Source organism: Ralstonia chuxiongensis, assembly GCF_024158925.1.
Lineage (GTDB): Bacteria > Pseudomonadota > Gammaproteobacteria > Burkholderiales > Burkholderiaceae > Ralstonia > Ralstonia chuxiongensis.
This window is the reverse complement of record NZ_JAMYWC010000004.1, coordinates 585,832-598,101: the sequence shown is the minus strand read 5'-3', so window position 1 is coordinate 598,101 and position 12,270 is coordinate 585,832. Positions and strand designations below refer to the sequence as shown.

14 protein-coding genes are annotated in these 12,270 nt (G+C 63.8%); 9 read left to right on the top strand and 5 right to left on the bottom strand.

What is annotated here, in order from left to right; translation table 11 throughout:
• Position 1: 1 nt before the first annotated feature.
• A complete protein-coding gene (locus NKG59_RS16345) occupies positions 2–622 on the bottom strand; it encodes a MotA/TolQ/ExbB proton channel family protein (protein ID WP_045202714.1) in 621 nt (206 codons plus the stop codon).
• A 1,074-nt stretch (positions 623–1,696) separates the two neighbouring features.
• On the opposite strand from NKG59_RS16345, the gene xseA reads away from it, so the two are divergent.
• Both xseA and sodB read left to right on the top strand, forming a co-directional pair.
• Positions 1,697–3,106, top strand: a complete 1,410-nt coding sequence (xseA, locus tag NKG59_RS16340; RefSeq protein WP_253538780.1) for an exodeoxyribonuclease VII large subunit — start codon at positions 1,697–1,699, stop codon at positions 3,104–3,106.
• Positions 3,107–3,253: 147 nt separating this feature from the next.
• Positions 3,254–3,832 carry a superoxide dismutase [Fe] gene (gene sodB / locus NKG59_RS16335; protein ID WP_253538777.1) on the top strand — a complete coding sequence of 193 codons (579 nt, stop codon included), beginning with the start codon at positions 3,254–3,256 and terminating at the stop codon, positions 3,830–3,832.
• A 53-nt stretch (positions 3,833–3,885) separates the two neighbouring features.
• Here sodB and NKG59_RS16330 read toward each other — a convergent pair whose 3' ends face one another.
• The 3 genes from NKG59_RS16330 to NKG59_RS16320 form a co-directional block, all read right to left on the bottom strand.
• Positions 3,886–4,605 (bottom strand): site-2 protease family protein, encoded by a 720-nt coding sequence (locus NKG59_RS16330; protein ID WP_253538774.1) that lies wholly within the window; start codon positions 4,603–4,605, stop codon positions 3,886–3,888.
• A 3-nt stretch (positions 4,606–4,608) separates the two neighbouring features.
• The gene (locus tag NKG59_RS16325; RefSeq protein ID WP_253538771.1) at positions 4,609–5,538 is read right to left on the bottom strand and encodes a DUF2167 domain-containing protein; all 930 of its coding nucleotides are present in this window, start codon (positions 5,536–5,538) and stop codon (positions 4,609–4,611) included.
• A 145-nt stretch (positions 5,539–5,683) separates the two neighbouring features.
• Positions 5,684–6,226 (bottom strand): ester cyclase, encoded by a 543-nt coding sequence (locus tag NKG59_RS16320; RefSeq protein ID WP_253538768.1) that lies wholly within the window; start codon positions 6,224–6,226, stop codon positions 5,684–5,686.
• Between the two features lie 251 nt (positions 6,227–6,477).
• Between NKG59_RS16320 and NKG59_RS16315 the strand changes: the two genes are divergently transcribed.
• From NKG59_RS16315 to NKG59_RS16285, 7 genes are all read left to right on the top strand, one after another.
• Complete coding sequence (locus NKG59_RS16315) at positions 6,478–7,005, top strand: hypothetical protein (protein ID WP_045202719.1); 528 nt, start codon at positions 6,478–6,480, stop codon at positions 7,003–7,005.
• Positions 7,006–7,114: 109 nt separating this feature from the next.
• The gene (locus NKG59_RS16310; protein ID WP_253538765.1) at positions 7,115–7,885 is read left to right on the top strand and encodes an IclR family transcriptional regulator; all 771 of its coding nucleotides are present in this window, start codon (positions 7,115–7,117) and stop codon (positions 7,883–7,885) included.
• A gap of 58 nt (positions 7,886–7,943) precedes the next feature.
• Positions 7,944–8,708, top strand: a complete 765-nt coding sequence (locus tag NKG59_RS16305) for a glutamine ABC transporter substrate-binding protein (protein ID WP_253538762.1) — start codon at positions 7,944–7,946, stop codon at positions 8,706–8,708.
• Between the two features lie 18 nt (positions 8,709–8,726).
• Complete coding sequence (locus NKG59_RS16300; protein ID WP_045202722.1) at positions 8,727–9,395, top strand: amino acid ABC transporter permease; 669 nt, start codon at positions 8,727–8,729, stop codon at positions 9,393–9,395.
• Complete coding sequence (locus NKG59_RS16295) at positions 9,392–10,195, top strand: amino acid ABC transporter ATP-binding protein (RefSeq protein ID WP_301288165.1); 804 nt, start codon at positions 9,392–9,394, stop codon at positions 10,193–10,195. The genes NKG59_RS16300 and NKG59_RS16295 overlap by 4 nt, the downstream gene beginning before the upstream one ends.
• Positions 10,192–11,151 carry a formimidoylglutamase gene (gene hutG / locus NKG59_RS16290; protein WP_253538756.1) on the top strand — a complete coding sequence of 320 codons (960 nt, stop codon included), beginning with the start codon at positions 10,192–10,194 and terminating at the stop codon, positions 11,149–11,151. Before NKG59_RS16295 ends, hutG begins: the two co-directional genes overlap by 4 nt.
• The gene (locus tag NKG59_RS16285; protein ID WP_253538753.1) at positions 11,148–11,726 is read left to right on the top strand and encodes a HutD/Ves family protein; all 579 of its coding nucleotides are present in this window, start codon (positions 11,148–11,150) and stop codon (positions 11,724–11,726) included. The genes hutG and NKG59_RS16285 overlap by 4 nt, the downstream gene beginning before the upstream one ends.
• A 98-nt stretch (positions 11,727–11,824) precedes the next feature.
• On the opposite strand, the gene NKG59_RS16280 is transcribed toward NKG59_RS16285, so the two are convergent.
• Positions 11,825–12,109 carry an HU family DNA-binding protein gene (locus NKG59_RS16280; protein WP_003272088.1) on the bottom strand — a complete coding sequence of 95 codons (285 nt, stop codon included), beginning with the start codon at positions 12,107–12,109 and terminating at the stop codon, positions 11,825–11,827.
• Positions 12,110–12,270: the final 161 nt, after the last annotated feature.

Sequence of the window (12,270 nt, the reverse complement as noted above, 5' to 3'; positions counted from 1 at the left end):
ATCAGCCGCGCCGCGGCGGCAGGATCGCGTCGAGGTACGTGGTGGAGAGATGCTCTAGCTCGACCACGTAGTTATCGACCACGCCACGGAAGTAGCGCCAGAAGATCAGTGTCGGGATGGCCACCACCAGGCCCAGCGCGGTGTTGTACAGCGCGACCGAGATGCCGTGCGCCAGCGCCTGCGGGTTCGTGCCCGCGGCGGTCTGGCTGCCGAAGATCTCGATCATGCCGACCACCGTGCCGAACAGGCCCATCAGAGGCGCCACCGAAGCGATCGTGCCGAGCGCGTTCAGATAGCGCTCCAGGCGGTGGGCAACATTCTGGCCAGCTTCTTCCACCACTTCCTTGGCGGCATCGCGCGTGGTGTTCGGATGCAGTACCACGTGGCGCAGCGCAGCGGCCAGCAGCCGGCCCAGCGGCGAGCCCTGTTCGAGCGTGTTCACCACTTCTGGCGTAGCACGGCGCTGATGCGCGACGGCCAGCGCCTCGTCATACACCTTGGGCGGAATGATCTTCTTGCGTTGCAGGGCGACGAAGCGTTCGATGATGAGCGCGAGTGCGAGCACCGAGGCGATCAATAGCGGCCAGATTGGCCAGCCGGCGGCTTGAATGATGGAAAACACTGGACAACCCGTTTTGTCGTTGTAGAAGGAGTGTGATTCTGTTCTGGTTTGCTGCTTGTGCCGTCCGCGTCCCCGAACGCTGTCCGTTGCGGCAAAAACAGGCAGCACTCTAGCGCGTCGGACCTGCCACGGCAACACGATGGCGCAGCATCGCGACAGCCGCAGGCGATGGTCAACGCGCTGTCACGAAAGATGCCGACCGCACAATCCACAGCCGCGCGGGACAGTCTTGTGGACGGGTTGTGGACATTGCCCGAACAAGCAAACTAAGTGCTTGATGCGAAAGGGAGTTCGGTGTCGTGCTTAAAAAATGTGCAAGCGGTATTTCGGAGGCCAATCCATGAACAAACGCCCACGGACCCGGTAAAACAGCGAGTAATCCCCACCGCTGCGGGACAGTTGTGTGGATGGGTTGTGGACATTGCCTCAACAAGTACGTTAAGTGCTTGATCCAAAAGGAAGTCCCGCGGGGTGCTTAAAAATGAGGCAGCCAGGGTTTTGGCGTGGATTTGGAGAAGAACGAGGGCGCACCTCGAAAAAGCGCAAGGAAATCCACACCGGCACGGGACAGTCCTGTGGACGGGTTGTGGACATTGCCCGGACAAGCACCTTAAGTGACTGATTCAAAAGAGTGTTCGGTGGTCCGCCTAAAAATTGTGCAGCGGGCATTCGCACGAAAAAATGGGGATACCCGCCGCGAACATGTGAGAATCGACGGCCGATTTATCCACTGCCCAGGCGTCACACCCCGGTTTTCCAGCGCCGCTGTGGATAACTTTGTGAACATCCTTGGGGCGCCTGCGCTAAATGCTTGACGCAGAACGAAATTACTTGCGCTGCTGAAATTTTGACATGGGTGGATTTTTCATAAGAATCAATAGGTTGCGTCAAAATGCAGAGAGCGCGTCACCTGACCGCTGTCAAGCTTGACAAGCAAGTTATGCTGTGGACAGGTAGCCCACCCGGCGTCGGTTGCCTCCCCTATTCAAGGTAGAAGTCGCCCCGAAGCCTCATCGTTTTGCGCTCCTCGCACCACTTATGACCCCGCCGCCGTCTTCCCGCCGCCCATTCTGGATGGATGCCACCGCACCCACGCCCACATCCACACCTGAGGTGTCGGCCGCACCAGCCGCTGCGTCTGCACCGAGTCGGGGCTCGCAGGACGTGCTCACCGTCAGCGACGTCAACCGCCGCATTGCTGGGCTGCTCGAACGCAACTTTCCGCTGGGTTGGGTGCGCGGCGAGATTTCGAACTTCACGCGCGCGGCCAGCGGACATTGGTATTTCTCGCTCAAGGATGCGGGCGCGCAGATTCGCTGCGTGATGTTCAAGGGCCGTAACCAATACGCCGATTTCACCCCGCGCGAAGGCGAGGCCGTCGAGGTGCGTGCGCTGGTCACGCTGTACGAGGCGCGCGGCGAATTGCAATTGAGCGTCGAAGCCATCCGCCGGGCGGGCCTGGGAAATCTGTACGAAGCCTTCCTGCGGCTGAAAGCCGCGCTCGAGGCGCAAGGCTTGTTCGAAGCCGACCGCAAACGCCCCTTGCCGCGGCATCCGCGTGCGATTGGCGTGGTGACGTCGCTGCAGGCGGCGGCCTTGCGCGACGTGCTGACCACGCTGCGCCGGCGCGCTCCGCATGTGCCGGTGGTGGTCTATCCCGTGCCGGTGCAGGGCGCCGGCGCGTCGGAGCGCATCGCGGCCATGCTGGAACGGGTCAATGCCCGGGCAGAGGTCGACGTCATCATTCTGTGCCGGGGCGGGGGCAGTATTGAAGACCTATGGGCCTTCAACGAAGAACCGGTGGCGCGTGCGGTGGCCGCATCGGACATTCCCATTGTGGCGGGCGTCGGACATGAGACGGATGTGACCATCGTCGATTTTGTGGCCGACGTGCGGGCGCCCACGCCGACTGCGGCCGCCGAACTCGTCAGCCCTGATCGTGCTCGCATGCTGCGCGATGTGGGACGCGACTGGGATGCGCTCTCCGGACAGTTTCGTCGCCAGCTCGATCGCCGCGCGCAGACCGTCGATTGGCTCGCGCGCCGCCTGCGCAGCCCGCAAGCGCAGATGCGCGAACGCCGCACGCAGCTGGCGCATCTGGAAGGCCGCCTGCGCTTTGCCCTGACCGGCCGCGTGCAGCGCGCGGAACACCTGCAGCGTTTGCTGACGATGCGCCTGGCCGTAGCCCGCCCCGACGCCACGCGAGAGCGCACGCGCCTGCAGCAAGCCGAAGCGACGCTGGCACGCGTCATGCGAGACAGGCTGGCTCGCGCGCAGGAGCGTCTGGCACGTCAGCACAGCGGGCTGGAACTGCTGGCGCCGCAGCGCACGCTGGAACGTGGTTATGCGGTGCTGCTCGATGCCAAGGGCCATGCCATCCGCGATCCGAATGCCTTGCATGCCCGGGCACGGATCGAGGCCCGGCTGGCGCAAGGCACGGCTGACATCGAAATCGCCCAGGTGCAAACCAAGCTCGAACTGTGACCGGTGCATGACCTTATCGCGGCAATGATCGCGATTCCGCACGCGTTTAGCGGGTATTCCCACTATTTGGCATGCGGTTTGCGCCGGTTTTGCAAGTCTCCTACAATCGTCGCTCCCAACCTGTACAACCCACAGAAGGCAAGAACAATGGAACACACGCTCCCCCCGCTGCCGTACGCCCAAGACGCTCTGGCGCCGCACATCTCCAAGGAAACGCTGGAGTTCCACTACGGCAAGCACCACCAGACCTACGTCACGAACCTGAACAACCTGATCAAGGGCACCGAGTTCGAGAACCTGAGCCTCGAAGACATCGTCAAGAAGTCCTCGGGCGGCGTGTTCAACAACGCCGCACAGGTGTGGAACCACACGTTCTACTGGAACGGCCTGAAGCCGCAAGGCGGCGGCGCTCCGGCCGGCGCGCTGGCTGACGCCATCAATGCCAAGTGGGGCAGCTTCGACAAGTTCAAGGAAGAGTTCACGAAGACGGCCATCGGCACCTTCGGTTCGGGCTGGGCCTGGCTGGTGAAGAAGGCTGACGGCTCGCTGGATCTGGTGTCGACCTCGAACGCCGCCACGCCGCTGACGACCGACGCAAAGCCGCTGCTGACCTGCGACGTGTGGGAACACGCCTACTACATCGACTACCGCAACGCCCGTCCGAAGTACGTCGAGGCGTTCTGGAACCTGGTCAACTGGGACTTCGTTGCCAAGAACTTCGCCTAAAGCGAATCGCTCCGGCGACCCAAGAAAAAACCTCCGCACCAGCGGAGGTTTTTTTATGCGCGCACGCTGCCGAGCATGTCGTGCAACTCGTGGCTCATCATCGCCAGAAAGACGACCAGGCCGATGTAATACACCGTGTAGGTCAGGCGCGACTCGTTCGAGATGCTGTAATACGCGCGGTTTTCCGGCGCATGTGGGTCGTAGCGCCAAGCCTTCATCAACTGCGGCACGGCCAGCACCGTAATCAGGATCAGGATCGGACTCGGCCGCCAGATGAACAGCGCCACCAGCACCGGCACACCCAGAAACCAGATGCGCGGCGACAGCACCGCCGTGATGCGTCCGCCGTCAAACGGCGAGAGCGGGATCAGGTTGAACAGGTTGAGGAAGCAGCCGGCGTAGGCCAGCGCCAGCAGCAACTGGCTGTCGGTGTAGCGCGCAAGCCCGTAGCAGAGCATCGCGCCCACGGTGCCCGCCACGGGGCCTGCGAGGCCGATATGGGCTTCGGTTTCGACATCCATCGGCTGCTCTTTCAGGTCGATCCACGCCCCCACGAACGGGATGAAGGTGGGCGCCCCAACCGCCAGCCCGCGTTGGCGTGCCGCCATGAAGTGGCCCATCTCGTGAATGAACAGCAGCACCACGAAGCCCACCGCATAGCGCCAGCCGAACACGAAGGCATATGCGGCCACCGACAGCAGCATCGTGCCGCCGGTGGTCAGCAACTTGCCGAACTTCAGCCCCGAAAACAGCAGGATGAGCAGCTTGGCCACGGCTTATGCGCTCGGCTTGCGCTTGAAGAACTTGGCCATAGCCGCGCCAAAGCCCGCCACCGCCAGGATCGCCACCTTCGCAAACTTGACCAGGAACGCGGCCATCACGGCAAACAGGCCCAGCTTCTTGGCGGCGATGCCACCCACCAGCGCGGCCAGTCCGTACTCGGCCACTTTGTCGGTCTTCGAGTTGAAATCGGTGTAGCGCTTGCCATCTTTGAAATCGAGATCGGCGAGCAGCTTTTGCACGGCGGGTTTGTCGGCGTCGACATGGTCGCGGCCGGTGATCAGGTTCAGGCTGATGTAGCCGTCGCGGCCCAGTGCGTAGGTGTTGTAGTTGACCGCGCCCGGATCGTCGGCCGGCTGGCCCTTGGAGCGCGCAGCCATCGACCAGATGAGGCGGTGCGTGGCGGCGTCATAGTGCGGACGCTCGACCCAGCCCTGGATTTCCAGTGCGGGGATGCCGCGCTTCTCGCGCTCTTCGTTGGCAGCGGCGGTGCCTTCCTTGAGCGATTTGTACAGATCGTCGACGTTCCAGTCGCGGGCGTCGTCATCCTTGATGTAGCCAGAGGCCTCGTACTTGGCGACGACCATCCATTCGTCATCGTCGCTGGTGGGCATGACCAGGCCGAGCATGTCGGGGTTGTTGCTATTGCCCATGGCGTGCATGAGCTGCCCGGCAGCCGGCTGCGGGATGAACACCTCGTCCTTGCCGATCTTGAGCGTGGCCTGGTCACGCAGTTCGATCGACGTGGGGCCGACCTTCGCGGCGGCCTTGGCGGCGGCCCAGGCCTGCTTCATTTCCTGTTGCGGATCGCTGGCCTGTTGCGCGTGGGCTGCCGTAGCGCCCATCGCCCCCATCGCACCGAGCACCGCCGCGCAGGCGAGCGCGCCCGCCCAGACGCGCAACGCGCCCTGATACCCCTTTCCCATGGACTTCTCCCGAAGATTTTCTTGTGTGTTGATTGGCTCGATTCTTCTCATGCTTGCGCAGCCGCTAGGCGGTCTGCAAGCTGGGCCGAAGCATAGCGGGAGCGGGGAGTTGAGCTGTTAATGGGCGTTAATGAAGCCGTGAGGATTACGGTTGAAGGCCCATCTGCCGCAGCAGCGTCTGGTTGTCTTCCAGGTGCCAGTTTTCGGCGATCTTGCCGTCGGCAATCCGGTACAGGTCGAAGGCCTGGAAGTCGATCGGCTGGTTCTGCCCGTGCGCGCGGCCGAACTCTCCGGTGAAGTGTCCGCGAAAGCGCAGGTGAACCGAGACGCGGTCGCCGGCAACGACCATGTCTTCAATCTCCACGCGAATGTCGGGCACCGCCGTGCGGAACGCCTTGGATGCATCGAGCGGGCCTTGCGTGCCCTGCACGCGGCCAGCAGGCAATGTGCGGTCGACAAACGCGGGCGACAGGGCTTGCGTGGCATAGCGCGCTTCACCGGTATGCCAGAAGGTGGCGTAGCGACGTGCGGCCAGCACGGCGGCTGCAGCCTGCGGCGTGTCGGGCGCGGCGACGTGGTCCGCGCGGATGAGATCAGCATCGGAGGTTGACGCAATGGCTGCGGGTGCCATTGCGAGGGCGGGCAGCGTCAGCACGGCGGCGGCGAGCAGGGCGGGGCGGATAAGCATGGTGGACTCCGTTGGTAGTGAAGCGCTGCACTGTAGATTTCCAATCGCAGACGATAAAGGGCTTGTGAGTCGATCTGGTTTCAATCCAGATTTGATGATCGATCGACATGCTGGTCGCCCGCACGAACGCAATGCTGCGCACGTGATAGTCGGTATCGCACGCCCGGCGGCGCTCAAATGGTCCGCGCCGCGCAGGGTTTTTCTAGACTGGCCCTTCATCGAACAGACGCATAAAAACAAGGGAGGAGACGGTGGATCTGAGCCACATCCTGTCGCGCACCGAGCGCGGCACGCAGGAGCTGCAAGCGCGCAGTGGGCACGTCACGCATCGGCAGCGGGCGATCCTGCTGCTCGTCAACGGCGAACGCTGCGCGGCGGACATCCTGGCGCAATTGAGCGGCGCCGGCCCCGACATTGAGGACCGCGCCGAAGACCTCGCGCGCCTGATTGCCGACGGCTATGTCGCAAGCCGCGCGCCAAAGGTGGCGCCCAAGCTCAAGACGTCGCCCCAGCCGGCGCCTGCCACGCCATTTGCACCGCGCCATGTGCGGCAGGCTTCGATTGCCGACTGGCGCCTTAGCCAGGCCGGCGCGTTCTCGGCTTTGCAGCGCTATCTGGCCGAAGGTCCGGAAGCGCCCGTGGACTTTCTCAACGGCCTCGCCGCCCCGCTGTACGCCGCGCTGACGACGTGTCGCAGCGAGGCATCCGCCCACGGCGTCGTCGCGTTTCTGGAAGCGCGCCTGGACGAGGAAGCCTGGAATGTGACCGACGCGTCCTAGGTGTAAATACTGAAATCGCGATGTATTCCCGTTTAATGGGAATGTTGCGTTGATGTATTGAGAAAATCGTCGCATTCTCCGTCGCAACATCACTCGACGGAGTTTCGCGATGACCGAGCCGGGCCTAGCACCTTCACCAGCACAATCCGCCGCCGCCGCCAGCGGTTCGGACCGCGTGCTGATGGTGCTCGCCACCATCGCGCGCCACGGCCGCCCGGTTGCGGCACGCGAGCTGGTTGAACTGACCGGCCTGCCGCAGAGCACGCTGTACCGTCAGGTCGCGATGCTCAAGCGTTGGGGCTTCGTGCTCGAATCGGCGGGCACCTATGCTCCTGGCCCGATCAGCCTGCAGCTCGCGCTGGGTTTCGACCACGCTTCGCACCTCGTGCAGGAAGCGCGCATCGGCATGGCCAAACTTGTGGCCGAGTCGGGTGAATCGGTGGGGCTGGTCGTGGCCGTCAAGGATCAGGCCGTCTGCCTGGAGATGGTCGAGAGCCAGCAGTCGCTGCGCTGCTCATTCGAGAAGGGGCGCGGCGTGCCGCTGCTGGCCGGCGCCTCTGCCAAGTCATTGCTCGCGTTCATGCCGCCTGCTGCCGCGCGCGCCATCCTCGCCGACTTGCTGGCCATCGATGCCGACACCCAGGCGCAACTGCAAGCTGAACTCACTGACATTCGCGCCGCGGGCTATGCGCTATCCGAAGGCGAGGTCGACCCCGGAGTCTGGGGCGTGAGCGTGCCGGTGTTCCGGCTGCCCGGCCACGCGCTCGGCTCCATTACGTTGATGGCGCCTGCAACACGCGTGCGCGGCAAGGAGCAACGCCTGATCGACATGACCGTTGCGGCGGCTGCGTCCATTTCTGCGCGGCTGCAGGACATCTGAATTTTTGATTTTCCGATTCTTTTTCTCACCCCACATGCATCACACAAGGAGACCACTCATGGGGAATCGTCGTCACTTCATGCATTCGATGATGGCTTGTGCCGTGGCGTTGTCCGCTGCGGTGTCCTTCGCAACCGCCGCGCACGCTGCTGGCGAGCCGCTGCGCGTGGCCACCGACGCCACGTTCGCGCCGATGGAGTTTGTCGAAAACGGCAAGCGCACCGGCTTTGATGTGGACCTGATCGAAGCGCTGGCCCGCACCATGGGCCGTCCGGTCGAGTGGACTGACATCGACTTCAAGGGCCTCGTGCCGGGTCTCATCTCGCGCCGCTTCGACGTGGCCATCTCCGGCATCTACATCACGGAAGAGCGCAAGAAGGTGGTGGACTTCACGGTGCCGTACTACCACGGCGGTCTGGTCGCGCTGGTCAAGCAAGGCAACACGGCCATCAAGACGCCGGCTGACCTGAATGGCAAGAAGGTGAGCGTGCAGGTGGGCACCAAGTCGGTCAACTACCTGCGCGAAAACTACCCGAAGGTCGAGCGCGTGGAGGTCGAGAAGAACAACGAGATGTTCAACCTCGTTGAGATCGGCCGTGCAGATGCCGCCGTCACAGGCCGCCCCGCTGCCGCGTACTACGTGAAGGCGCGCCCGGGTCTGCGCCTGGTTGAGCCGGCGCTTACCACCGAGGAATACGGCATCGCCGTGCGCCGCGACCAGCCCGAGCTGACCAAGGCGTTGAACGCCGCGTTGGAGAAGATCAAGGCCGACGGCACGTACGACCAGATCGTCAAGAAGTGGTTTGGCGCCACTGCCAAGTAACGACAGACGGACACGCTGATGGAACTGGACTTTTCTCCCGTCTGGGCCGGCTGGCACGACATCCTGCGCGGTACGCTCGTCACCGTTGAGGTGACGGCCGCGGCGCTGGTGCTCGGCTGCGTGCTGGGCCTGCTGATCGGCATCGGGCGGTTGAACCCGCGCCGCCGATTCATCTACGGCATCTGCACGGTATACGTGACGTTCATCCGTGGCACGCCGCTGCTGGTGCAGCTCTTCCTGTTGTTCTTCGGGCTGCCGCAATTCGACATCCTGCTGCCGGCGTTCGTGTGCGGCGTGCTGGGGTTGGGCGTGTATTCGGGCGCCTATGTGTCGGAAATCGTGCGCGGTGCAATCCAGTCGGTGGATCGCGGGCAGATGGAGGCGGCACGCTCGATCGGCATGTCGTCGGCGCAGTCGATGCGCGCCATCATCCTGCCGCAGGCCGTGGTGCGGATGATCCCGCCGCTGGGCAACGAGTTCATCGCGCTGATCAAGAACTCGGCGCTGGTGTCGCTGCTCACGATCCACGATCTGATGCACGAGGGGCAGAAGATCATCAGCGTGTCGTACCGCTCGCTGGAGGTGTATCTGGCGATTGCGCTGGTGTATCTGGTGCTGACCAGCGCCGCCAGCTATCTGCTGCATCGGCTTGAACGCAACATCCGTGCGGGAGGCATGGTGCAATGAGCATGACAAATGCGGCTCACCCGCAAATTCTCAAATCCACGCTGGATGTGCCCATGATCCAGATCCGCGGGCTGACCAAATCGTATGGCGATCACACCGTGCTCAAGGGCATCGACTTTGAAGTCGACGCCTCACAGGTGGTCGTCGTCATCGGCCCCAGCGGCTCGGGCAAGAGCACGTTCCTGCGTTGCTGCAATGGGCTGGAGACGGCCGAAGGCGGCACCATCGACATCTGCGGCAAGCGCCTGATCGACAACGGCAAGTTGCTGCCCGATGGCGAGTTGAACCAACTGCGGAAGCAGGTCGGGATGGTGTTCCAGTCGTTCAACCTGTTCCCGCATCTTTCAGTGCTGCACAACGTCACGGTTGGGCCGCGCATGCTGAGTGGCAAGTCGAAGCAGGAGGCGGAAGCCGAAGCGCGCGAGCTGCTGCAGAAGGTGGGCTTGGCACACAAGGCCGACGCGATGCCTGCCAGCCTCTCGGGCGGACAGAAGCAGCGCGTGGCCATTGCGCGTGCGCTGGCGATGCGGCCCAAGGTGATGCTGTTCGACGAGCCGACGTCTGCGCTCGACCCGGAACTCGTTGGGGAAGTGCTGCAGGTGATGAAGGTGCTCGCCAAGGAAGGTATGACGATGCTTGTGGTCACGCACGAGATGGGTTTCGCACGTGAAGTGGCCGACGTGGTGGTGGTGATGGACGGCGGCGGCATCGTCGAAGCCGGGCCGCCGTCGGTCATCTTTGGCGAGCCCAAGGAAGCGCGCACGCGTTCATTCCTGCAAGCGGTGCTGACACGCGCATGACGATGACCAAAGCTGCAACGTTCGATGCCTCCATCTGGCAGGGGCGTAACGACACGGGCGAACGCGGCGACGTGACGCGCCTGTTCCAGGTCGTGCAGTCCGCCGATGCGGTGACGTTGTCTGGCGTGCCTGCGCTGGTCGGGTTTGCGTGCGATGCGGGCGTGGTGCGCAACCATGGCCGCGCCGGTGCTGCACAGGGCCCGCGCGAAATTCGCCGTGCGCTAGCCAACGTGCCCGCGCATGGCCTGTCGGTGCTAGCGGACGCGGGCGATGTCACGTGTGACGATGGCGACCTGGAAGGCGCGCAAGCCGAACTCGGCGACATCGTGTGCGAACTGCTCGATGCCGGCGCGCGGCCGGTCGTGCTCGGCGGCGGCCACGAGGTTGCCTTCGGCACTTATCAGGGCCTGCGCCAGCATTGGCAGAAACAAGGCTGGAGGGGGCGTCTCGCGGTCGTCAACTTCGATGCGCATTTCGACCTGCGCACGAGCCGCCCCGGCAACTCCGGCACACCGTTCGACCAGATCGCCGAAGACTGCGCCGCACACGGCATCGACCTGACGTATTGCTGCCTGGGTGTGAGCCGCCTGTCGAACACGCCCGCGCTGTTTGACCGCGCCGATGCGCTGCACGCGCATTACGTGGAAGACACCGATGTGCAGGAGCGCCACCTCGATGCGCGCGTGGCCGATCTCGATGCATGGCTGGCAGATGCCGATCACGTCTACCTGACCATCGACATGGATGTGCTGGCCGCTGCCGTGGCGCCCGGCGTGTCCGCGCCCGCGGCGTACGGCATCACGCTGCCGGTGCTCGAGGCCCTGGTGCAGCGCGTCTGTGCGACGGGCAAGGTGCGTGTAGCGGACATCGCCGAGACCAACCCCGAATACGACCAGGACCGCCGCACCGTGCGCGTAGCGGCGCGTCTGGCGTATCACTTGTTGCGCCGCCCATGAAGCTGATTCCTGCAGATGCAATGCGCCGCATGCCGTGGAAGAACGGCGGCGGTGTCACGACCGAAATCGCCATCGAGCCCGCTGGCGCTACGCTCGACAATTTCGACTGGCGCGTGAGCACTGCGCAGGTGGACGCGGCAGGGGCGTTCTCGCGCTTTGTCGGCATTGACCGATCGCTTGCAGTGATTGCGGGCGGCCGGCTGACGATGCATCGCGCCGACGCCGAAGCCGTGATGCTGGCGCCCGGCGAAGCCCCCGCGCGCTTTCCCGGCGAAGCGGATGTGCATGCCACGCTTGACGCGCCGCTGTCGGATTTCAACGTGATGACGCGGCGCGACGCCTGGGCACATCACGCCGAGGCGATTGCCCTGGCAGCCGGCGAGCGCCGCTCGCTGCCGCGCTTGCATGGGGGCATGCAATGGCTGGTGTATTGCGTGCACGGCGTGCTGTCGATCGGCGCCGACGATGTACCGCAGGGCGCGGCTGCATGGCTCGATGCAGAGGGCGATCCAGACACGGTTGTCGCGCGTGTCGGTTCGGTCGGTTATCTGGTGGCCTTGTGGCCGGTCGGCTGACGTTGCGCCAGATCAAACGCACCAAAAGAAAAGGGACCCCGTAGGGTCCCTTGCAAGTCTCCCGGTCCGGCACGCATGCCGGGCTCGGCAGAAGACTATTACTTCTTCTTGTTCACGGCGTCCTTGAAGCCCTTGCCAGCCGTGAACTTCACGGTCTTGGTTGCCGGGATCTTGATGGCTTCGCCGGTGCGCGGGTTGCGGCCCGTGCGTGCTGCGCGCTTGCCCGACGAGAACGAACCGAAGCCAACCAGCGTGATGGTGCCGCCCTTGGCGACGGTCTTCTTGATGTTTTCCAGCGCGGAGTTCAGCGCGCGCTCGGCGGCGGCGTTGCTCAGTTCAGCGTCTTTCGCAATGGCGGCTACGAGTTCGGATTTGGTCGTCATGTCAGTTCCCCACTTCAGGTTTGTTGGACAGCGTTGTACTGCGACCCGTTTTATATCACCGTTGCGAAGGGTTGCACATCCCCTAACTGCAAGGGTTTGCGGGCCGTTGCTTGCACCCGACACTTGCCCCGCCTGGGTTTGCGGGCGGGTATCCGGGAAAC